33 protein-coding genes and 3 pseudogenes are annotated in these 18,710 nt (G+C 33.4%); 14 read left to right on the forward strand and 22 right to left on the reverse strand.

Annotation, left to right across the window (positions count from 1 at the left end):
* Window positions 1-191: 191 nt before the first annotated feature.
* From PSA_RS23400 to PSA_RS26085, 5 genes are all read left to right on the forward strand, one after another.
* Window positions 192-1,073 (forward strand): LysR family transcriptional regulator, encoded by an 882-nt coding sequence (locus PSA_RS23400; RefSeq protein ID WP_042149234.1) that lies wholly within the window; start codon window positions 192-194, stop codon window positions 1,071-1,073.
* Window positions 1,074-1,181: 108 nt separating this feature from the next.
* Window positions 1,182-1,907, forward strand: coding sequence for an integrase repeat-containing protein (locus tag PSA_RS23405; RefSeq protein WP_042149236.1), 726 nt, complete (start codon window positions 1,182-1,184; stop codon window positions 1,905-1,907).
* A gap of 271 nt (window positions 1,908-2,178) precedes the next feature.
* Window positions 2,179-3,378 (forward strand): alanine--glyoxylate aminotransferase family protein, encoded by a 1,200-nt coding sequence (locus tag PSA_RS23410; RefSeq protein ID WP_042149239.1) that lies wholly within the window; start codon window positions 2,179-2,181, stop codon window positions 3,376-3,378.
* Window positions 3,379-3,676: 298 nt separating this feature from the next.
* A complete protein-coding gene (locus PSA_RS26080) occupies window positions 3,677-4,012 on the forward strand; it encodes a hypothetical protein (protein ID WP_197276869.1) in 336 nt (111 codons plus the stop codon).
* A 57-nt stretch (window positions 4,013-4,069) separates the two neighbouring features.
* Window positions 4,070-4,261, forward strand: coding sequence for a hypothetical protein (locus tag PSA_RS26085; protein ID WP_197276870.1), 192 nt, complete (start codon window positions 4,070-4,072; stop codon window positions 4,259-4,261).
* Window positions 4,262-4,273: 12 nt separating this feature from the next.
* Here PSA_RS26085 and PSA_RS23420 read toward each other — a convergent pair whose 3' ends face one another.
* The 7 genes from PSA_RS23420 to PSA_RS23445 all read right to left on the reverse strand — a co-directional run bounded on the left by PSA_RS23420 (window position 4,274) and on the right by PSA_RS23445 (window position 7,110).
* Window positions 4,274-4,666, reverse strand: a complete 393-nt coding sequence (locus tag PSA_RS23420; protein WP_082305887.1) for a GFA family protein — start codon at window positions 4,664-4,666, stop codon at window positions 4,274-4,276.
* A gap of 141 nt (window positions 4,667-4,807) precedes the next feature.
* On the reverse strand, window positions 4,808-5,059 hold the full coding sequence (locus PSA_RS23425) for a hypothetical protein (RefSeq protein WP_052380141.1): 252 nt from the start codon (window positions 5,057-5,059) through the stop codon (window positions 4,808-4,810).
* 18 nt (window positions 5,060-5,077) lie between these two features.
* Window positions 5,078-5,203, reverse strand: coding sequence for a hypothetical protein (locus PSA_RS26975; RefSeq protein WP_269432874.1), 126 nt, complete (start codon window positions 5,201-5,203; stop codon window positions 5,078-5,080).
* Between the two features lie 213 nt (window positions 5,204-5,416).
* Window positions 5,417-5,812, reverse strand: a complete 396-nt coding sequence (locus PSA_RS23430; RefSeq protein WP_052380142.1) for a glycine betaine ABC transporter substrate-binding protein — start codon at window positions 5,810-5,812, stop codon at window positions 5,417-5,419.
* 179 nt (window positions 5,813-5,991) lie between these two features.
* Window positions 5,992-6,480, reverse strand: a complete 489-nt coding sequence (locus PSA_RS23435; RefSeq protein WP_042149242.1) for a GNAT family N-acetyltransferase — start codon at window positions 6,478-6,480, stop codon at window positions 5,992-5,994.
* Between the two features lie 4 nt (window positions 6,481-6,484).
* Window positions 6,485-6,826 (reverse strand): hypothetical protein, encoded by a 342-nt coding sequence (locus tag PSA_RS23440; RefSeq protein ID WP_052380143.1) that lies wholly within the window; start codon window positions 6,824-6,826, stop codon window positions 6,485-6,487.
* Between the two features lie 98 nt (window positions 6,827-6,924).
* Entirely contained in the window at window positions 6,925-7,110 is a 186-nt protein-coding gene (locus tag PSA_RS23445; RefSeq protein WP_042149244.1) for a hypothetical protein, read from the reverse strand.
* A gap of 749 nt (window positions 7,111-7,859) precedes the next feature.
* On the opposite strand from PSA_RS23445, the gene PSA_RS23450 reads away from it, so the two are divergent.
* The 3 genes from PSA_RS23450 (at window position 7,860) to PSA_RS23460 (ending at window position 8,745) form a co-directional block, all read left to right on the forward strand.
* Complete coding sequence (locus PSA_RS23450; protein ID WP_052380144.1) at window positions 7,860-8,171, forward strand: hypothetical protein; 312 nt, start codon at window positions 7,860-7,862, stop codon at window positions 8,169-8,171.
* Window positions 8,159-8,458 carry a hypothetical protein gene (locus PSA_RS23455; RefSeq protein ID WP_042149245.1) on the forward strand — a complete coding sequence of 100 codons (300 nt, stop codon included), beginning with the start codon at window positions 8,159-8,161 and terminating at the stop codon, window positions 8,456-8,458. Before PSA_RS23450 ends, PSA_RS23455 begins: the two co-directional genes overlap by 13 nt.
* Before the next feature lie 98 nt (window positions 8,459-8,556).
* Complete coding sequence (locus tag PSA_RS23460) at window positions 8,557-8,745, forward strand: hypothetical protein (RefSeq protein WP_127924185.1); 189 nt, start codon at window positions 8,557-8,559, stop codon at window positions 8,743-8,745.
* 33 nt (window positions 8,746-8,778) lie between these two features.
* Here the strand turns inward: PSA_RS23460 and PSA_RS26670 are convergent.
* The 7 genes and pseudogenes from PSA_RS26670 to PSA_RS23480 all read right to left on the reverse strand — a co-directional run.
* A pseudogene (locus PSA_RS26670) lies at window positions 8,779-8,949 on the reverse strand (IS5/IS1182 family transposase); the annotation flags it as partial.
* Between the two features lie 140 nt (window positions 8,950-9,089).
* Window positions 9,090-9,332, reverse strand: a pseudogene (gene tnpA, locus PSA_RS27400) (IS200/IS605 family transposase).
* Window positions 9,333-9,370: 38 nt separating this feature from the next.
* A complete protein-coding gene (locus PSA_RS27405) occupies window positions 9,371-9,517 on the reverse strand; it encodes a transposase (protein ID WP_371257868.1) in 147 nt (48 codons plus the stop codon).
* A gap of 114 nt (window positions 9,518-9,631) precedes the next feature.
* A complete protein-coding gene (locus PSA_RS23465) occupies window positions 9,632-10,153 on the reverse strand; it encodes a hypothetical protein (RefSeq protein ID WP_042149287.1) in 522 nt (173 codons plus the stop codon).
* A gap of 222 nt (window positions 10,154-10,375) precedes the next feature.
* Window positions 10,376-10,882, reverse strand: a complete 507-nt coding sequence (locus tag PSA_RS23470) for an RNA methyltransferase (protein WP_082305888.1) — start codon at window positions 10,880-10,882, stop codon at window positions 10,376-10,378.
* Between the two features lie 35 nt (window positions 10,883-10,917).
* Window positions 10,918-11,427: a YcgN family cysteine cluster protein gene (locus PSA_RS23475; RefSeq protein WP_371257869.1), complete on the reverse strand. Its 510-nt coding sequence runs from the start codon at window positions 11,425-11,427 to the stop codon at window positions 10,918-10,920.
* Window positions 11,428-11,451: 24 nt separating this feature from the next.
* Entirely contained in the window at window positions 11,452-11,739 is a 288-nt protein-coding gene (locus tag PSA_RS23480) for a YcgL domain-containing protein (RefSeq protein WP_042149292.1), read from the reverse strand.
* A gap of 110 nt (window positions 11,740-11,849) precedes the next feature.
* Here PSA_RS23480 and minC point away from each other — a divergent pair, with 110 nt between their 5' ends.
* From minC to minE, 3 genes are read left to right on the forward strand one after another with little or no spacing between them, the layout of a single operon-like run.
* Window positions 11,850-12,563 (forward strand): septum site-determining protein MinC, encoded by a 714-nt coding sequence (gene minC, locus PSA_RS23485; RefSeq protein WP_042149295.1) that lies wholly within the window; start codon window positions 11,850-11,852, stop codon window positions 12,561-12,563.
* Between the two features lie 5 nt (window positions 12,564-12,568).
* On the forward strand, window positions 12,569-13,378 hold the full coding sequence (minD, locus tag PSA_RS23490; RefSeq protein ID WP_042149297.1) for a septum site-determining protein MinD: 810 nt from the start codon (window positions 12,569-12,571) through the stop codon (window positions 13,376-13,378).
* 1 nt (window position 13,379) lies between these two features.
* A complete protein-coding gene (minE, locus tag PSA_RS23495) occupies window positions 13,380-13,637 on the forward strand; it encodes a cell division topological specificity factor MinE (protein WP_042149299.1) in 258 nt (85 codons plus the stop codon).
* Window positions 13,638-13,639: 2 nt separating this feature from the next.
* On the opposite strand, the pseudogene PSA_RS23500 reads toward minE, so the two are convergent.
* Window positions 13,640-13,906, reverse strand: a pseudogene (locus tag PSA_RS23500) (integrase core domain-containing protein); the annotation flags it as partial.
* Between the two features lie 92 nt (window positions 13,907-13,998).
* Window positions 13,999-14,184: a hypothetical protein gene (locus tag PSA_RS23505; protein ID WP_042149301.1), complete on the reverse strand. Its 186-nt coding sequence runs from the start codon at window positions 14,182-14,184 to the stop codon at window positions 13,999-14,001.
* A gap of 204 nt (window positions 14,185-14,388) precedes the next feature.
* On the opposite strand from PSA_RS23505, the gene PSA_RS23510 reads away from it, so the two are divergent.
* Window positions 14,389-15,495, forward strand: a complete 1,107-nt coding sequence (locus PSA_RS23510; RefSeq protein WP_042149303.1) for a type 1 glutamine amidotransferase domain-containing protein — start codon at window positions 14,389-14,391, stop codon at window positions 15,493-15,495.
* 101 nt (window positions 15,496-15,596) lie between these two features.
* On the opposite strand, the gene PSA_RS26680 is transcribed toward PSA_RS23510, so the two are convergent.
* From PSA_RS26680 to PSA_RS26685, 4 genes are read right to left on the reverse strand one after another with little or no spacing between them, the layout of a single operon-like run.
* Window positions 15,597-15,818 (reverse strand): helix-turn-helix transcriptional regulator, encoded by a 222-nt coding sequence (locus tag PSA_RS26680; protein WP_042149305.1) that lies wholly within the window; start codon window positions 15,816-15,818, stop codon window positions 15,597-15,599.
* Window positions 15,712-15,963, reverse strand: coding sequence for a hypothetical protein (locus PSA_RS23515; protein WP_059365065.1), 252 nt, complete (start codon window positions 15,961-15,963; stop codon window positions 15,712-15,714). The genes PSA_RS26680 and PSA_RS23515 overlap by 107 nt, the downstream gene beginning before the upstream one ends.
* 14 nt (window positions 15,964-15,977) lie before the next feature.
* A complete protein-coding gene (locus PSA_RS23520; RefSeq protein ID WP_269432888.1) occupies window positions 15,978-16,427 on the reverse strand; it encodes a LysE family translocator in 450 nt (149 codons plus the stop codon).
* Window positions 16,428-16,595, reverse strand: a complete 168-nt coding sequence (locus PSA_RS26685; protein WP_231665504.1) for a hypothetical protein — start codon at window positions 16,593-16,595, stop codon at window positions 16,428-16,430.
* Between the two features lie 232 nt (window positions 16,596-16,827).
* Here PSA_RS26685 and PSA_RS23525 point away from each other — a divergent pair, with 232 nt between their 5' ends.
* Window positions 16,828-17,304 carry a helix-turn-helix domain-containing protein gene (locus PSA_RS23525; RefSeq protein WP_042149307.1) on the forward strand — a complete coding sequence of 159 codons (477 nt, stop codon included), beginning with the start codon at window positions 16,828-16,830 and terminating at the stop codon, window positions 17,302-17,304.
* A gap of 193 nt (window positions 17,305-17,497) precedes the next feature.
* On the opposite strand, the gene PSA_RS23530 is transcribed toward PSA_RS23525, so the two are convergent.
* Window positions 17,498-17,767: an MBOAT family O-acyltransferase gene (locus tag PSA_RS23530; RefSeq protein WP_052380146.1), complete on the reverse strand. Its 270-nt coding sequence runs from the start codon at window positions 17,765-17,767 to the stop codon at window positions 17,498-17,500.
* Between the two features lie 13 nt (window positions 17,768-17,780).
* On the reverse strand, window positions 17,781-18,251 hold the full coding sequence (locus tag PSA_RS23535; RefSeq protein WP_042149309.1) for a hypothetical protein: 471 nt from the start codon (window positions 18,249-18,251) through the stop codon (window positions 17,781-17,783).
* Window positions 18,252-18,405: 154 nt separating this feature from the next.
* Between PSA_RS23535 and PSA_RS23540 the strand changes: the two genes are divergently transcribed.
* Window positions 18,406-18,693, forward strand: coding sequence for a hypothetical protein (locus PSA_RS23540; protein ID WP_042149312.1), 288 nt, complete (start codon window positions 18,406-18,408; stop codon window positions 18,691-18,693).
* The last annotated feature ends 17 nt before the right edge of the window (window positions 18,694-18,710 follow it).

Consider the following 18,710-nt stretch of genomic DNA (forward strand, 5'->3'; position numbering starts at 1 on the left):
AGTATGGCAACAATTAAATTGTTTTATAGATAAATAAAAACAAAAAATAACAAATACTAGAGGAATTAAATGCGACTTAGACATATTGAGGGTTTTAATTCGATACATATGACAGGATCGATAACATATGATGCGCTCAATTTTTATTCGGTTGATATGAATGCTCAAAACAACACACTAAAGGTAATAATATGAGATTGAGACATATTGAGATTTTTCATGCTGTTTATATGACTGGCTCCATAACAAACGCAGCCCAATTCCTTCATGTCTCACAGCCATCAGTGAGTAAGGTGTTGGCTCATGCTGAAATGCAACTGGGCTTTGATTTATTTCAACGTGTTAAAGGTAGGTTAATTCCAACAGCTGAAGCGAACATGTTGTTTAATGAAGTAGACAAGGTATATAAACAAATCCGTTCAGTGCGAAATATAGCTGAAAATATTAAAAAAAGTAAAACTGGTAACATCAATATAGGGTTGGCCCCAGCTCTAGGGTTTGATTTAGTGCCAAAAGCGGTGGCTGAATTTAAAAAAACACATCCTGATGTGAATATTAATATTCAAACTATGCACAATGAACAAGTTCAACAAGCATTGCTTGAAAGAAAAATAGATTTTGCTTTAATGTTTTCTCCTCACCCACTGCCTGGCATAACACAGCAATTGGTTTTGGAGTCTCAGTTAATGGTTGTTTATCCAAATCAGTTTTTTCCTGAACAGCCACAATCGATGAATGTAGAGGAGCTCATTAATCAAGACATTATTGGTATTTGGGATAGCGGCCCACTTGGTGATATCGTATTTAACCGCATTTCAGATCAAGATATTGAAATGAAATGTAATATTCAAGTTCAAACATACTTTATTGCCGCTAGGCTGGTAGCACAAGAGATGGGGGTATGTATAATTGATGAATATACTGCTAAAGGTAATTTATGTGAACAAACATCAATTGCGCCTTTATCTCCACCGCTACATTTTAATTTACAAGCGTTACATTTAACCGATCAACAATTATCACAAACATCTAAACATTTATTAGATGAAATACATAAGGTGGCTAATGCCTAGCTGCAAAGCCATAGCTTTTGGTTATACTGTTTGTAATAGATTTTATTTTTATTAAACACCATGATGATTTAGTTTAGCTATGTTTCTAATTTAGCTTGCGAGGTTGTCATGGAAAATCAATTTTATCCGACTCTTGAATTGGCAAAACAATTTGCCTTAAATCATAATTTCACAAGTTCTATTGATTATCACTGTAGACGCCCTTCTTGTGATAGCGCATTACCCTCAAACCCGCAGAAATTTTATAAGAGCCAATGGATAAGTTGGTATGACTTTTTAGGAACGCAACCAAATACAAGCAGACTTTATCAAGACTTTGATAAAGCTAAATCCGTAGCACATTTTTTAAAGTTTAATTCAATAAAAGATTACAAGCTCACGTGTAAAGTAAAAGATAAAGCACTGTCTGTCGCACCTAATGAGAAATTTAAAGAAGATTGGATTAGTTGGGAAGATTACTTAAATTTAAATGGTTGCTCAGCTTATCAAACTTATTCTAAGGCTAAGCTAGCAGCTAATAGACTTAAAATTAAAAGCTCAATTGAATATTCTGTTATTCGTAAAGCGGTTGATTTAAGGCTGCCATCGTCTCCTGAGTTGGCATATAAAGAGCAATGGACAAGTTGGTATGATTTTTTAGGTACTCAAGATCCGGCGAAAAATTTATATGCCAACTATTTATCTGCAAAATGCGCAACTAAAAAATTTAAGTTTAGTTGTGCAAGTGATTATTACACGAGATATAAATTATTAGATAGCAAACTGCCCAGCACACCTAAAAGAAAATATAAAAAAGACTGGGTAAGTTGGCAAGATTTTCTAAATATTAGTTAACAAAATTGAATATATTTTAAAATTTATGTTTTGCTAAATAAATATGCATTTTATTTGGATTACTTAAGTAAGAATAATATAAAAAATATTGTTTAAACTTACAATTAAATCCTTATTTATCAACACAGTAAATATTTTACATCATAATATTTTAGATATTATATTTAACTGAAAAAATTTTATATTTATTCTAAATAATGAATTACCTGTTGCACCACATTATGTTAGGATTTTTAACAATCACCTTTAATAAATACTTAAGCTAAGAAACATGAAAATAGCAGTTCCCAAAATAGATACCTTAGATCACATTTTACCAGAAGAACCATTATTAATGATGGGAGCTGGACCTGTTCCTATTCCACAAGCCGTTGCCAACGCCAATGGTATTGTGATCAATCATTTAGGTGAAACCATGGGGAAGATAATTCATCAAGTAAAATCTATGGCGGGTTATATTTTTCAAACTAATTCCCCATGGATTGTCGGTGTTGCTGGCCCTGGCTCTGCTGCCATGGAAATGGCTGTTGCAAACTTAGTTTGGAAAAATACCAAAGTGCTAAGTATCTGCAATGGCTTCTTCTCCAATAGATTGGCACAAATGGCGCAAAGAGCTGGTGCTGAAGTTGAGCAAGCATCTATTATTGAAGGTCAAAGTGCTGATCCAATTGAAATTAGAAAGTTAATTGAAGAGCATTCTCCAGAAGTTATCACCATAGTACAAGGTGAAACTTCTAATACCACTTACAATCATGAATTAGCTGAAATTGGCAAATTAGCAAAAGAATATAATTGTTATTTAATAGTCGATGCGGTGTGTACATTAAGTACTATGCCTTTGAAAATGGATGACTGGCATATTGATGCGGTCATCACTGGCGGTCAAAAAGGTTTAAGTTCTATTCCTGGTGTATCTTTAGTTGCATTTTCTGATCGCGCTTGGCAGCGTATCAGCAACCGCGTCATTCAAATTCCCCAATGGACTTTAGATGCCATGCTAGCTTCTAACTTTTGGCATCAAGACTCATATCATTATACCGCGCCAGTTTCTGGTTTACTTGCATTGCATGAAGCCATGCGTTTGATATGTAATGAAACATTAGAAAAAAGATTTCAAAGACATTTAACTTGCTCAACAGCACTACAAAGTGCAGTCGAAAGCTTAGGTTTAGACTTATATATTGACGGTAAAAATAGGCTTAACTCTGTTATAGGTATCCGTTTGCCTGAGCAATTAGAATCTAAAACAGTTTGTGAACACATATCTAAAAACTACCGCGTAGAAATAGCGGGTTCTTTTGGTCCTCCTATTGTTCGTATTGGCCAAATGGGTGAGCAATGCCGTGAACATAACCTGTTTAGAACAATCCATGCTTTTGGTTCAACCTTTAAAGATTTAGGTATCAAAGTTGATGTGCCCGCTGGCATGGCCCAACTTGAGAACATGTTACAGAGACAAAAGTTTATCTAAAATTAATTTTTTAACAATCAACTTAAAATTATTCAAGGCTTAACAAACAAATCTTTTATATTTTGTAATTACCAATCAAAATAGCTACCGCTAATTTTGGTTGGTAATTACAGCCAAATAACAATTGGTAACACGCTTTAAAACCAATAGTTTCCACTATGGCGATATAACAACGCTTCATTCAGTTTATTCATTTATCCTGCACTTTCTATAAAGTTAAAGCAATGAAAGGACAGTTGCTTTTATTTAATTTTGTTCTACAAGTGTACTTGCCGACTTCACTTATGTTACAGGTAATTTGCAACTCCATGATTGCTTGCTGCATGGCTCAAGTGCGACATCAACATTGGAAGCAGGTCATACATTTGATAATGCTTTAGGTGGTTTAACTATTCTAACTGAGTTTGATGCAATTCAAACGGGTGAACTCAAAAAGACTGAGGAAGGTGATTCATTAGCAAGCTCACCATATATCACTTTAGACATGGAACAGTATATAAATGTAAATGATAATCTTTCGGTTGCTTTTGGTTATCATCACTTATTGCATGATGGCAATGCATTACAGTATCGCCCTTTAGCAGAAATAGGTTATAACTTTAATTCAGGTATATCTATTAGCAATAGAACATGAGCAAGGATAGATGCTACAGATACTGATAATAAAACAGGTTATCGATTAGATAAGAGAGTGAGTTATACTGGCAAAGAATCAAAGTTTTCATTTAGTTATAACAATGTATTTTTTACCCATAGCGATACCATGGACCACGAACTGAGAGTTACTTGGACAAGATCTGGTTTTCAACCTTATTTAGAATTTAGAAATCAAGCTGATGATACAAATAATGCTATCGTCATTGGAGCAAGCTACGGATTTTAATTTGTTTGAAAGTTATGGATATGTTTTATGCTGTGGTAATTCATCATGAATAGCACACCAAGTTGGCCGTGATTGTGTCCATATATGCATTCTTAATGGTGGAATATAACCGTGATCTAGTACACCTAGTGGTATTGCAATCGTATCTGGATACTCTAATGATTCAAACCAAAGCGGTGAACCACAATGACTACAAAAACATCTTTGTCCCCTACCCGAGTTGAATTTTGATACACAATTATTTGCACTACAGATCACCACATCAGCGGATTGTGCCATAGCCCAAGCCGCTGGCGATGTTCCTGAGAACTTTCGACAATTATCACAGTGGCAATATCGCCCTGAATGTAAGTTACCATTTATTGTAAAAGTGACTTCTTTACACAAACAAGATCCATGTATCATATTTGACCTCTACAGCTTTGTGTTATTAATGATTTATATTCTATGGATGAATAGGCATTTTATATACACATTATAAAGATCAGTATAGATCTATTTAATTAATTTTTTCTTTAAATTTATACTTTTAAAAGATTATTGTTTTTATTTCCTTGAATTAGAACATACTCCTTGCAACCAAGTATCTACTTGTTGCTGAAACATATTCAACCAAGCCACAGCAGCTTGGGCTTCTGTTAGTCTATCTACTACAACTAAAGCCGAAGCTTCAGAGATCATTTTAGAGTTTAGATTTATATTTTTAAGTAAATCAAAAGCGAATTGATTATATGTTGCTAAACCAGGCCAAGCAGCTTTTTTTAACCATGCATTTTTTTTATTGCCACAATCTTTCACATGCTTTGTGTTTAATCCCTATTCAGGCACAGTTTCACATTCAGGTGAAAATTCAGGTGAAAATTCAGGAAACTCAATAAACTTCCCTTTTAAACGAGTATCTGTCCAGTTTGGTGACCAGTTTAATAACAAAATAGGGTTCATCATTTTTGCTGAAGTTTTTAGCTGTGAAATAAGTGCTTTATCATCTGGTAATTCTTTAATTACGAAGTTTAAGTTTAACGCTCTTATGATATCGGCATCGTTATAAAGCCAAGGCCCTGAGTTATAAACCCCTTTTTTATTTGAACCTGCTTGACTGAATATTTCAGCGCATTCATTTAATGCTTGCCACTGGGGTAACCCAGGACACAGGTTTTATACATATTGAGGATACCACCACTCTTCTCTTACTTTTGCGTCATGACTTCCCATATCTAAAATATGTTGTTTTGCAACATATTCATTAAATACTTCGCCCATAGAAGGTTCCCACACTTCTATTTGCATATGGATTAGGCCTCTTTTTAAAGCACCCCATTGATTTTTAACTTTAATATCTTGATAAGACACGTCAAAACCTAGGTTTTCGTAGAGTTGACCAATTGATTTAGACAATACCCGTTGACTCGCCCAATTATTAAGTGGGATCACAATTTTATTCAGTTGGTTGTTATTTTCTGCATCACTATAAAAACTAAATAATAATGTTTGTATAAATATAAGGTTGTAAAATACACAGTTAATTAAATTTATTTGTTTAAACTTAAACATTTTATCCTTATGTTTTAAGCTAAGTTTATTACGATGTTTTACTATATATAATTAAATAATTAAATAATTAAATAATTCAATAATTCAATAATTCAATAATTCAATAAAAAAACAAGATGGACTTTATTACACCCATAATTTTTATATTTCAAATTATTAATGCGAATAAATATAGAAAGCTATTTCAATTGAGTGATCATTAAAAAGTCTTGAACATGGGTATGTTTTTCATAATTAATAAAGCCATTTTTAATATAAGTATTAACTGCTATTGAATTAGATATTTTAACTTCGAGTAAAATGGCATGTATATGTTTAATTTCCATAACCTCAGATTTGATAGCCAAAATTAAAGATTGGCTTATATTTAAACCTCTAAATTTTGTAGTAACATACATCTGGATTAAAGTACCTGAACCAATTGCATCGTGATTGTTATAATCAACAAATGCACACATCCCTATAAGTTGATTTTCGACATAGGCACCCATTACAAATTTATTTGGGTAGTTTTCTTTTATTATTTTTTCAAAATGTAACTGAGGATTATTTATAGATTCTTGATAACTGGTTTCAAAAGCTTCAGGGTTATGTTTTAAACTTTCTAATCTTAAAGCACGATAAAGATGGCTATCGCTTGGGGGGACCTTTTTATAAATTACTTCCATTAGTTCACTCTTTTAAGTTACTTACTTTGCCATGTCTTTTTACACTCAATAGTCCTATTGAACAAATAATCAGATATAGACCATACAGACTCATTTTTTCGACCCATGTAGATTGAGGCAATGAGCCATAGATTCTCAGATAATCATTAATGACTAACATGCCAAAACCAACGATTATTGAAGTTCTCTTGAAGTAAATAATGCCAAAAGATTTAATAGTTGTGATGGAGATGATTAATGAAACTAAAGAAAGGTAAAAAGCCAATAAAGACAAAGCACCTGGAACTAAGCTAGGCGCTAAGGCTAAAAAAGCTAATACGATTGAAAACCAGCCTATATATATCATAATTTTTCAGTCATCCTTTAACGATTCAAATTTTATTTTTTTACTTTCAAACCAGGCTTGCATATCTTGTGGCTTTTGCATCAGAGTTTGCATTTTCATCATGGCATCTTAGCATCTTGCTTTTGTCGCTCAAAAGCTAAAATTATTGGTGTACTGACTGCAAATACAACAAACATAAATTGGTAGTTATATGGCGAAAATAATCCTGAAAAAAAGGTTATAAATTTATTTTTTTGGCCTTGCTTCATGGTGTGTTGGATAAACCATAATAAACTGGCTGCCATAGTGATAAACCAAACATCTAAATTAAAGTAGGACCACAATTCAAAAACTGCATTTTGTCCGTTTAAAACAATTAATGATAAAGGATAAAGGATAAAGGATAAAGGATAAAGCAGGTAAGCCAGGTCAGTATAGCTTTAATATGAGATTGATTACTTGCAATACAATGCCCAACTAGCAGTGGTAAACATTCAAAAACAACCTTAAATGATACTAAAAGATGCTCTAATCTTGCCTGCGTACCATTTATTAAAAACCAAATATGCGCTTCTAATAAAATAACTGACAATAATGGTAAGTACCTTTAAAAGTCTCTTATGAATAACTCTTTAATTTTTAACACGCTTTATTGCACCATTTACAGTATTGATTGCTAATTTTGTCTTTAATAGAAACTATTTGTCATCTATAGAATGATAAAAGTAACTGTTTTAATGATGAAAGTCACTTATCACATAAAAACCATGCTTTATTACATTTCATCATTAAATTTGGGTTGTTAATCATTATGTAATAGTCCGATCTATTAAACTTATTTAATGTGAGCATATCTTTAGTTCTTGAGTTATAAAATATGCGCACACTTGCAAGATTACAAACAAGCGATTCAGGGCAAATCATCTTTGATGGCATTGATATTTTAAAAAAATCAACAGGACATTAGAAAGGTACTTGGCTATTTGCCTCAAGAATTTGGTGTTTATCCAAGCCTGAGTATACCAAGCAAATAGAAGAGTTATTAACGCATATTGTGTCAGATATTGAAAACCTTTGTCATCACGTGGTATTAGTTAATAAAGGTTGTGTAATAGATAATGACAATGTGCAAGGTCTTATTAAACCATTAGATAATAAAGTATGGAGCACATCTGTATTACCTGAAAACACCGATACAGATATTAAAAGCAGGCATGTTTTAAGTAAAACCTTACGATTCGGTAAACCTACATTTCGAATTTATGCCGAGTCAAAACCGACTCCCGATGCACATCTGGTTGAAGTTAGTTTACTAGACAGATACTTTTTTGAATTGAACAAAACAGGTGAGCTATGCAATATTTAACACCTTTATATTTTAACGAGTATGACAGGCTCTCCTATTCTTGCGGTAGCAGCATTTTAAATACACAATTATATGATGTTTTATTTTGGCTCGACCTATTTGCTAATACAGCCAGCATGAGTCAGTTTGAATCGTCAGGTTCATCACACTGGTTAGAAGGTGTATTTGTTAGCCGATCATTTTACATTGCTTTGAGTGCGAGCATAATTTGTTGGTCTTTGTTTGAATATAGCTCTGAACTTGTATCAACTAAAATAAGGCAAAGAAAGGTAAAAACCAAAAAATAAAATTAAAAATTTATTTACAGATAAAAGCACCTAATAAATTTATTTACAGCCTGACGACCCCAATGGTTACTTTATGTAAACCCCCTTTACAGCAGTTATTGAACAGTAAACTAACTTTATTAATACTCTTATCTTGGGTTATTTTAATTTTTAATACTGCAGCATTTGGGCTTAACTATGCTGAACCTTTTTCTATCTTAAGTAGTAACAGTATAGATGCACTTAACCGTGTATCTTTTGATGTTTTATCTGCGTTAGGTGCTTTTTTGGTAGCGCTTTGGTTTTAGTAAATAATAACAAGAGAAGGGGCTGTTGATCTTTCACATTGGCAGCCAAATCATTGCACACACTAGTACTAGCATACTTTCAAACTGTAACTTCAATTTATCATATCTTGTCCCATATCTTGTCCCTTTAGCACGGAAGTGCTTCTGTCTTGCAAATGCATTTTTAACTAACTGCCTATATCTATACAAGCACCAATCTATATCACCGTTACCCGTTTTTGAGTTTTGTTCTATTTCATTTTCAAAAAACCGGCTCTATAATGATTACCCATTAAATACGTATTGTAGGGCTCGCTATATATAAAAGAATCGCCCGCAAGCGACCGAGTTTAAAAGAGTCCTAACTAATTTCTGTGAGCTTCTTTTTTATCAAGTTCAACCAATTGGTTTTGCACATATTTTCGAATTGTACCTTCCGTTGCATTTCCAATTGTTTCAACGAAATAACTCTGAGTCCAAAGTTTACCTCCCCAGGAATAACGTTTTTTGATATCTGGCTATAATTTGAAAAACTCTCTGGCTGAAATACTTTTTATCACCTGCATTATCTGACTTGGTGACATCTTTGGCTCACTTCTTACCATCATATGAATATGGTCTTCAGGTATTTCCAATTCGACTATATCTATATCGTAGTCATAGCCATTTTTTTAGTTATAATTTTCATCGCTTCACGGTAAGGCTCAGAAAAAACTTTACGTCGATACTTAGGTATCCACACAAAGTGATACATTAGTCTGAAGACATGATGAGAATTTCTTTGAAGTTCCATGTAGTGGATACTACAGACTGATGTAAGCTCAGTCTACACTATCCAGCACGGGGGCAAGCCCCCGGGGTTTTCGCTACGCTCTGTTAAAGAAATAAATTCCCTCATAGATGTTAATTAAATTTTTATGCCTACAAATTTATAGCTTTCACTTTCGGTGTAAATTAACAGGTCAAAATAACTTTTATTGGCTAATGTATAAAACGTGACTATTGCCCTATCACTTTGTGTATTAGATATTAAATGATAGCTGCCCCAACTCGTTACTTGAGATGTAAACGAGCGAGATAAAAAGCTGCCATTATCAAAGTTCAACGTAAATTGTTCATGTGTTCCATTAAACTCTAATACCCTATCATTAATTTTATATGTTTGATTTAATGTTGAATTTGCAGGTCTTTGGGCTGTTCGGCTTTGATCAAGTTTGAAGTTAAGTTTTTTTAAAGCATTTATGCAAGTACTACCAGCATCTTGTGTATTTTTACATTGATATTGGTATTGATAGTCATTAAACGAACCTATTACTGGGATCCATGTATCTGATGCGCTATCTTTATGAACTGCATCAGTTTTAGAGTTGGAATAAATTGAAATGACTTTAGACAGGTCATATATCGCCTCTAAGCGAGAATATGCCATGGCAATGGAATCTGAAACAATTAAAGCATTATTACTATTGTTTTTCTCAAGATAGAATCCGTTTGCTATCTTTTTTTAATTTATTTCTACAGGGGGGCTTTCTGAGCCACCGCCATATCCAGAACATAAAATGAGAATTGCAGTAAGGCACATACGAAATGGCATAAATAAGCTCCTTTTATTTTGGAGCTTATTCTAGCGTGATTAAAGAGATTCTTTTAACTAAATTTTCACCTTGTTATTGTTATCTCGACTGCCTCGAATAATATCATCTCCTAGAGCGATGTTATCTGACTTAGCCATACGATCGTATAAAACAACATTTACGGTAGCCGCAAGATTCATGCAACCTTGAGTCGGTATATAGATAACATCTTCACACCAAGACAGTACTTCTTTATTTAATGAACCATCTTCAGGTCCAAAAATGTAAAAAGCACTTTTTGGGTGAGTATAAGCTGTTAAAGGTTTAGCACCCTCAATTAGCTCTATTGCCACAGGTGTTGCGCCTAATGGAATTACTTTTTTTAAGTCTTCTGCGCCAATTAAAGGAATATCTTGATGTACTTTTTTTGTATCGGTGACAAACTTTTTAGCATGTTCATATCTATTGCCAGTATAAAATACCGAGTTAGCGCCATAACATCCTGCCGCTCTCATCACAGCACCGACATTGCTTGGGCTTTTAGGGTTAAATAAACCTAAACAAGCGAATCCATCTTTTTTCATATAAATCTCTTTTTTATAAATTTCTTATGTTAAAACTAATCACTATCGTGCTTCGGCCAATCAGATATGTAATCTTCGAAATCTTCTAAAGCAACTTCGTTATCTTTTACAACTTTACCTACCACGCTGATATTGGCATCATGCATCGCTTGTTTGCTGCCATTATTGAGCAATGGATGCCAACTTGCTAAACCTCTTCCTTCATAAAGCCGTCTATAACTACAACTTTGAGGCATGAAAAATATATCTTTCACATTTTCTTTTGTTAATTGAACGCATGAGGGCACATATTGTGTCCTTTTTTCATATTCAGTACAGTAACAAGATTTTGTATCTAGATATTGGCAAACAATATTGGTAAAGATTAACTCCTCTCCTTCTCTGAGAGAGTCAGTCGACTCAAAATCATCTTCATCATCACTATCTATAAAACTATTTAGACAGCACTTTCCACAACCATCACAAATCGCTTCCCATTGTTCATTGTTCATTTGCTCAAGGGATTTATGCAGCCAAAATTGAGACTCAATTAAACTTTTATTCATAATAGATTCTATTAACTATTTAATTTAATTAGTTAAATCGTTCGCCCCATTTTCATTTCTAAATTTTTCTAACAAGTTTACGGTTGGTGGTGGAATTTGTAAGTAATAACCTTGCTCAGCTAAGTTTTGTTTTACTTTTTTGATATCTGCGCCCGCTAAATTTTCACGATTACCTATATTGATTAACATAACAAAAACAGGCTTACCAAAAGTATTTAATAACGATTCTGGTACCTTTGAAAAATCATCTCTCTTTTCAACAAAAAGATATGTGTCAACTTTACGTGTGCTTTTATATATAGCAGATAACATTTGGTGCCTATAGAACTTGCTTAACGGTGGCGTGCATTATAACATGTCATAACAAGAAAGTGAGGCGTTTTGCAATCAGAACGCTGATAAAGAATAATTAAAAAGCGCCTATGTCGGAACAAATTTTTGAACTTAAAGGGAATCTTTTCACGTTATCTGTTTTAAACTTGTATAAAAATGACTTACAAGCTTTAAGCAAGCAACTTGATGGGAAAATATCACAAGCACCTAAATTCTTTTATGGTGCTCCCATAGTGATCAATCTAAAGTCTATTTCAGAACAAAAAGTTGACTTTAATGACCTCAAACAAATCTTAACTGGATTACAACTTAATCCGGTTGGTGTTTGTAATGGCAGTGATGCGCAAAATATATTAGCTAAAGAAAGTATGTTATCAGTTTTAAGCTACTCTCAAGATGTCAAACCTCAAGCTAAAGCACCTGCAAATTCAGCGCTCAATACGTCAATTGTTGAAAGAGAAATCTATTTACCTGCTCAAGTTATTAACTCAACAGTAAGGTCTGGTCAGCAAGTTTATGCTAAAGATCGAGATTTAATTATTTTAGGTGCCGTTAGTCACGGTGCTGAAGTGATAGCTGATGGGAATATTCATATTTATGGTGCTTTACGAGGCCGCGCAATCGCTGGCGCAAAAGGTAATACGGATGCCGCAATATTTTGTCAAAGGTTAGAGGCCGAACTTGTATCAATTGATGGCAATTATTGGATCAGTGATTCTCTTCAAGGAGAATTATGGAGCAAGTCAGCAGCTATAAATTACAAAAACAATTCGTTAGAAATTACAGCATTGGTTAAAGGATAAATATCATGTCAAAAGTGATTGTTGTTACATCAGGAAAAGGTGGTGTTGGTAAAACAACATCTAGTGCTGCTATCGGTACCGGTTTAGCACTCAAAGGTTATAAAACCGTTATAGTGGATTTTGATATTGGCTTAAGAAATCTTGATTTAATTATGGGGTGCGAACGCCGTGTTGTATATGATTTTGTAAATGTGATTAATGGTGAAGCTAACCTTAATCAAGCACTTATTAAAGATAAACGAGTTGAAAAGTTATCTATTTTACCAGCATCTCAAACCCGGGACAAAGACGCTTTAACCAAAGATGGCGTTGAACGCGTATTAAACGAATTAAAGCAAGAATTTGACTTTGTAATATGTGATTCTCCAGCAGGTATTGAAGCTGGTGCTATGATGGCGCTTTATTTCGCTGATGAAGCAATAGTAACAACTAACCCAGAAGTATCTTCAGTACGTGATTCAGATCGTATTTTAGGCATTTTACATAGTAAATCTAAACGTGCAGAAGAAGGCTTAGATAGCGTTAAAGAACACTTATTATTAACACGTTATAATCCTGAGCGCGTTGAAAAAGGTGAAATGTTATCTGTTGAAGATGTACACGATATTTTAGCGATAGACTTATTAGGGGTTATTCCTGAATCGCCATCAGTATTGAGTGCCTCAAACTCTGGTCAACCTGTAATTTTAGATACTGAATCTGATGCCGGTAAAGCATACCAAGATGCGATTGATAGATTACTAGGTGAAGATATTGATTATCGATTCTTACAAGTACGTAAGAAAGGATTACTAAAAAGAATCTTTGGAGGTTAAAATGTCATTATTAAGCTATTTCCGCTCACCAAAAGTTAAAACGGCTTCTTTAGCTAAAGAACGATTGCAAATTATTGTTGCGCATGAAAGATCGCAACGTGGTACACCAGATTATTTACCACAACTAAAAAAAGATATTTTAGAAGTGATCCGTAAATATGTTGAAATATCTTCAGATCAAGTTTCAGTACAACTTGAACAAAATGCAGATGATTTAGCAGTCTTAGAATTAAATGTGACCTTACCTGAAGAAAAGTAAATTTAAAGATTGACCCATCCCAGCATGGGTTTACACTTTAAAAATGAAAGCGCTCGATGAACTTTATCGGGCGTTTTGTATCCTAAGGCCGAATGTGGCCTTTGTTGATTATAGATGTTGATAGATTGCTTCACCATTCTTTTAGCCTCTTCCAAGTCCTTGGGTTTTATTAGTAAATATTCGTTCTTCAGGATCCCATTTACTCGCTCCGCCAATGCGTTTTTATAACAGTCATACCCATCTGTCATTGAATATGTTATTCCATGTTCGTCGTGTATTAAATGATCCATGCTTAATAACGCAAAAAATGGTCTCTCACACGAACAAAATCTAGAGCATTGTTGGAACGATTAAGAGATTATCAAGATGATGTCTTACGCTTTATTAAAGCAAGCCTTTTGTCATCAACATCGCTTTTACTGAGTTTTGCTTGATGTAAGGTTTTTGATAAAGCTATTTTTTCGGTCTCTAACAGTTTTTGTTGTTGGGCTAACCAATTTCGTTCTAACTGGCCTTTTTGACTTTTAATATTTATCCATTGGCCCATGATTTCAATTAAGACCGGAATAGGTGCTTCTTCTGAATTACCGAATCTACCCTTAATTGATAAACTGATTCAAGCAGTTAATCAGAATTAATTACGAAAAATGAATACCGTTTTCACATTATTTTCACAATGAAACGCTTACTTTATGCTTTTATACCAATTGGTATTAGACACCACAAGTCCCAAATAAATGAGGAATTTAATATGAATTTAAAATATGTTTTATCATGCGTTATCCCCTTAATAATGTGCTTTTATAGCTTTTTTGTAAATGCCGCTCCTAAAGTACTTATTGTACTCAGCAGTTATGGTGTAGATAAAGGAGAAACAAAACCGGGTTTTGAATTTGACGAGTTTTCTCAAACTTATTCTATTTTCAAAAATAACGGTCTAGAAATAGATATTGCATCGCCAAAAGGTGGCAATATAGAAGCTGATAAATATGATGCTGACAAGCCATATAATCAAGATTTTCTCAATGATAAATACGCTGTTGAAAAGCTGAGTAGCTCATTAAAACTATCCCAAGTTAATAGTTCAGATTATGCTGCTATATTTGTTGTTGGCGGAAAAGGTGCGATGTTTGATTTACCTTTTGATCGTAATTTACAGAGTTTAATTGCAGATGTTTATCAAAATAATGGTTCAATTGGTGCTGTTTGTCATGGCCCAGCTGCATTAGTAGATGTTAAATTATCAAATGGTGAATATTTAGTAGCGAATAAAATAGTTAATAGCTTTACTAATGAAGAGGAAGCTTTGTTTGGTAAAAAATGGTCTAAAGAGTTTGACTTTTTATTAGAGACTAAATTAAAACAAAGAGGTGCGAAATTTCAAAACAGTCCTATGATGCTAGCGCATTTAGCCAGTGATACGCGTTTATTTACCGGTCAAAATCCTGCATCAACAGTCAAAGTAGCAGAAGCCTTAGTTCAATCTCTTGGCATCATATTAGCAAAGCGTACCCCTTGGGATGATGAAAGAACCTATGAACTCATTGCTCAAATAATTAACTCAAATGAAAAAGCAGCAGATGAATACAAAAAATCATCAACCGGTTATCAACCTCAGTTACTAGCTATGTATGGTTTTTATAGCTTAAAGTCGGCTAAAAATGATAGTGATAAGTTAATGTCTTTATCCTTAATGGAGCTTGGTTCTCTTTATTTTGACCATCCAAAATTAAGCTTAACTATGGCCAAAGGGTTTAAAGACCTTGGCAATACACAGAAAGCGAAAAGTACATTACAAAATTTAATTAAAATTCACCCAGAACAAGAAGAAGCCAAGGCTATGTTAAAGTTACTTTAATCGTTTTTATTCAATATGATCATACATGATGAGGGAAATATTTGATTTAGCATATTTCCCTATTCATATAAAAAACCTTGATATTGCTCAGGGGTAACAGCCTATCTTTTTTTGAAATTTCGTTGCAAATGACTTTGATCAGCAAAGCCTAATAAATGGGATGTTTCAATAATTGAATGGCCAGATTTTAATAAGTTTTTAGCTTTTTTTATACGCTTATCTAATTGATAAGCATGGGGGGATAAACCATAAGTTTGTTTGAAGCTTCGTATCAAATGAAATCGACTTAAGCCTGATTCTTGGACTAAATTGCTGGTATGCAATATTTGAAGAATTTAAAATATCCGAGAAAGGTAAATAATCATAAGAATGACTATGATAACAAGCCGAAGATAAATTAGCTTGACGCATTTCAATAAAAGGCAGTGTTTCATTTCTTTTAAAAAACATACTTTTATCTTGTTTCATAACTCCCTCTATATTTAATTTAATATAATTGAAACAACTGTACCGCTTAAAAGCAGACCCATAAATATATTAAAATTAAGTTGTCGTTTTTGTGTTGATAATAAACGACTAATACTATGCCCCATTGCAGCCCAAGTTGATATGCCAATTATGCAAACCAAAAATGAAATCAGGCAAAAAATTAATAAATAAAGAGAAGGTTGTTTTTGAGAACTCACAAAAAGGCTGATCCCTGACATAGATACCAACCAAGCTTTTGGATTTAAAACCTGTGCAAGTGAGCCTTCAATAAATAAAGGCGCCTGCTCGCTCTGTTTTGCTTCATTAACTTGATTTGGTTTTGTTGTTGCAATTTTATAAGCCATATAAAGTAAAAATGCAGCACCGACATATTGCAGTATATCCATAAACTGGGGATATAAACTTATCCATTTATTTAACCCAAGACCAACAAATAAAACGATTTATGTATAAGCAAAACTTGCTCCCATTACATGTGGTAAAGTTTTTTTAAAGCCAAAGCAGGCCCCTGAACCCGCTGCAATAATATTAACTGGACCTGGCGAAATAGCGCCTATCAACGCAAATATAAACATTGAAATGATGATTGTCATGATTGAGTTACTATTCATTTTTGTACTTTGAATATACTCAAGGTGGATTTTTAAATATTGAACAAAATTGCTGTTTTATAAAATTCATTTTTAAGTATTAATACTTAAACTTGATAAAATTTATAGCTAATATGTGAATGTCACTAACATGACACACTCGTGTCATGTTAGTGTCGCCTTAATGTCAGTATCAAATTTGCCCGCTTTGTTTATTATCCTATTCAAATAAATTAATAAACAAGGAAAAATTATGAGCAACATCATGAAACTAAATGCAAAAAAAATAAAAAACCTAAGAGAAAAACATTGTTGGAGCCAAGATGAACTAGCCGCAATTTCTGGACTGAGTATCAGAACAATTCAGAGAGTTGAGAAAACAGGTAATAGTTCATTAGAAACACATAAAGCCTTAGCGTCTGTATTTCATGTAGACCCGTTAGCACTCAATAATAAAGCACCTGTTCAGAATGTCACTTTTAGTTTTATTATTAAATTTGGGTGGATGTTATTTTTATCGCTTTCCATTATTCTATTGAGCGCTTGGGTAATAGATATTGTAATACCTACTTTAAAAGGAGCAGATTTTAATAATCAATATGAGATCCATGGCAACTTTAGATATCTAGATTTTGCGACTTTGAGTTTTATTATTGGTTTTATATGGTTAGGCGTAAATGTGATAGTTGACCATTTTAACAAGAAACGTGTATCTGAAGCCCATTTATAAACGCGATTTAAAACAGTGGCTACTATTTATATAATATTAAATAGTAGCCACTGGTTTTCATAGCAGTGCTTTTAAAAATAATGCCAAAAAAAATTTATAACAATAATAAATACATTAATAACAGCCCTATAAAACCAATTAAAGTGACCATATGAAATATTGAGTCGTTCTGACATTACAACAGTGAAGCCCATTAATACAACCAAGGGGTAGTAACAAATATGAGCTTCATCTTAATTAAAGATGCAGCAAAATCATGCAATAGTCCACTCGTAATAAAAGTCAAAATAACTGCAACTGTAGTATAAAAACGCGCATTTAATGGTGAAAAAATATAACGCGATAGGTAATACCCCCATATCTGATTCCAATATTTCCAGAATTCACTAAATGAGCCTGAACCACCTAAAGGAACGCTGTTTCTACGTTTAACATATTGAGATAATGTCAGTTTTATTTTCATAGTATGAGCGTCATTACCTAATTTTATTTTCAGATATTGATAGCCATTGTTTGTATGTTCCCGTAATAAATAACAAACTAAATATCAGACAAATCAATGATGTAACTACCATAAAAGTAGGTCTTGCTTGAAGCTCATTAAGGTAAACATGCTCAATGTTTATAAACATAAGAATAATACCAAATATTGCTCTTATCATTAGAAATGATGAAATCAAAACCAAACCAGTTTTTAATAATGGTAAACGTTTTATCACACCTGCACCTGAAAAAGCGTACGCTGACCAAGTAAATAAAATTAAAGCGATAATTGAAGTCACAATAGTGGGATAAGCCAACCCATCTTCAGCCATTTGGGCCATGCCCTCTCCTGCTCCCATAAAACGATAAAAATCAGGCCCACCGATTATGGTAGCAAGGTGTAGCAAAGCACCTATAGCAGAGAATATTCCAGCTATGACCAATGGGGTTTTATGACTAAACATAGTGATTTAACCTTTTAAAAGTAGAATATCGGTAATTTGACAATTAAATATAAATAGGTAATGTATTAATTAGGAACATTACCTATCTTATTGTGAGTGAAGTTGTAATACAAATACTCATTTCACAAGTTCAGGTCTTTAATGGAGATTTAATATGAAAATCGGATTCAGAATATTACTGTTAATAATCGTTTTGTTTGCTTTATATGGCGCTTTCACAACTCAAGTATGGTCTTATCCAATCGGGATCATTGCACTATGTTTCTTATGTTTTCTGAGTACTTTAAAAAAGACTAGGAATACGAATACTTCATCCAAAGCATCTAAAAACAGTGATACTACCCCAATAATTATCGCATCAAGTGTCACATCAAATTCATCATCAAGTAATACTTGCTCAGGTTTTGATGGCGGTTCTAGTGGTGCAGACGGCGGGTGTTAATCTGTATTTCATTCCAT

Origin of the sequence: Pseudoalteromonas sp. '520P1 No. 423' (assembly GCF_001269985.1) — a bacterium.
Classification (GTDB): Bacteria; Pseudomonadota; Gammaproteobacteria; order Enterobacterales; family Alteromonadaceae; genus Pseudoalteromonas.

Excerpts from the sequence above, each read along its gene's own strand:
- PSA_RS23400 (WP_042149234.1), top strand. The coding sequence starts at position 192 with ATGAGATTGAGACATATTGAGATTTTTCATGCTGTTTATATGACTGGC.
- PSA_RS23405 (WP_042149236.1), top strand. The coding sequence starts at position 1,182 with ATGGAAAATCAATTTTATCCGACTCTTGAATTGGCAAAACAATTTGCC.
- PSA_RS23410 (WP_042149239.1), top strand. The coding sequence starts at position 2,179 with ATGAAAATAGCAGTTCCCAAAATAGATACCTTAGATCACATTTTACCA.
- PSA_RS23420 (WP_082305887.1), bottom strand. The coding sequence starts at position 4,666 with ATGATACATGGATCTTGTTTGTGTAAAGAAGTCACTTTTACAATAAAT.
- PSA_RS26975 (WP_269432874.1), bottom strand. The coding sequence starts at position 5,203 with ATGAACCCTATTTTGTTATTAAACTGGTCACCAAACTGGACAGATACT.
- PSA_RS23430 (WP_052380142.1), bottom strand. The coding sequence starts at position 5,812 with ATGTTTAAGTTTAAACAAATAAATTTAATTAACTGTGTATTTTACAAC.
- PSA_RS23435 (WP_042149242.1), bottom strand. The coding sequence starts at position 6,480 with ATGGAAGTAATTTATAAAAAGGTCCCCCCAAGCGATAGCCATCTTTAT.
- PSA_RS23440 (WP_052380143.1), bottom strand. The coding sequence starts at position 6,826 with ATGATATATATAGGCTGGTTTTCAATCGTATTAGCTTTTTTAGCCTTA.
- PSA_RS23445 (WP_042149244.1), bottom strand. The coding sequence starts at position 7,110 with ATGGCAGCCAGTTTATTATGGTTTATCCAACACACCATGAAGCAAGGC.
- PSA_RS23455 (WP_042149245.1), top strand. The coding sequence starts at position 8,159 with ATGCAATATTTAACACCTTTATATTTTAACGAGTATGACAGGCTCTCC.
- PSA_RS27405 (WP_371257868.1), bottom strand. The coding sequence starts at position 9,517 with ATGGAACTTCAAAGAAATTCTCATCATGTCTTCAGACTAATGTATCAC.
- PSA_RS23465 (WP_042149287.1), bottom strand. The coding sequence starts at position 10,153 with ATGGCATATTCTCGCTTAGAGGCGATATATGACCTGTCTAAAGTCATT.
- PSA_RS23470 (WP_082305888.1), bottom strand. The coding sequence starts at position 10,882 with ATGAAAAAAGATGGATTCGCTTGTTTAGGTTTATTTAACCCTAAAAGC.
- PSA_RS23475 (WP_371257869.1), bottom strand. The coding sequence starts at position 11,427 with ATGAATAAAAGTTTAATTGAGTCTCAATTTTGGCTGCATAAATCCCTT.
- PSA_RS23480 (WP_042149292.1), bottom strand. The coding sequence starts at position 11,739 with ATGTTATCTGCTATATATAAAAGCACACGTAAAGTTGACACATATCTT.
- minC (WP_042149295.1), top strand. The coding sequence starts at position 11,850 with ATGTCGGAACAAATTTTTGAACTTAAAGGGAATCTTTTCACGTTATCT.
- minD (WP_042149297.1), top strand. The coding sequence starts at position 12,569 with ATGTCAAAAGTGATTGTTGTTACATCAGGAAAAGGTGGTGTTGGTAAA.
- minE (WP_042149299.1), top strand. The coding sequence starts at position 13,380 with ATGTCATTATTAAGCTATTTCCGCTCACCAAAAGTTAAAACGGCTTCT.
- PSA_RS23505 (WP_042149301.1), bottom strand. The coding sequence starts at position 14,184 with ATGGGCCAATGGATAAATATTAAAAGTCAAAAAGGCCAGTTAGAACGA.
- PSA_RS23510 (WP_042149303.1), top strand. The coding sequence starts at position 14,389 with ATGAATTTAAAATATGTTTTATCATGCGTTATCCCCTTAATAATGTGC.
- PSA_RS23515 (WP_059365065.1), bottom strand. The coding sequence starts at position 15,963 with ATGAAACAAGATAAAAGTATGTTTTTTAAAAGAAATGAAACACTGCCT.
- PSA_RS26685 (WP_231665504.1), bottom strand. The coding sequence starts at position 16,595 with ATGAATAGTAACTCAATCATGACAATCATCATTTCAATGTTTATATTT.
- PSA_RS23525 (WP_042149307.1), top strand. The coding sequence starts at position 16,828 with ATGAGCAACATCATGAAACTAAATGCAAAAAAAATAAAAAACCTAAGA.
- PSA_RS23530 (WP_052380146.1), bottom strand. The coding sequence starts at position 17,767 with ATGAAAATAAAACTGACATTATCTCAATATGTTAAACGTAGAAACAGC.
- PSA_RS23535 (WP_042149309.1), bottom strand. The coding sequence starts at position 18,251 with ATGTTTAGTCATAAAACCCCATTGGTCATAGCTGGAATATTCTCTGCT.
- PSA_RS23540 (WP_042149312.1), top strand. The coding sequence starts at position 18,406 with ATGAAAATCGGATTCAGAATATTACTGTTAATAATCGTTTTGTTTGCT.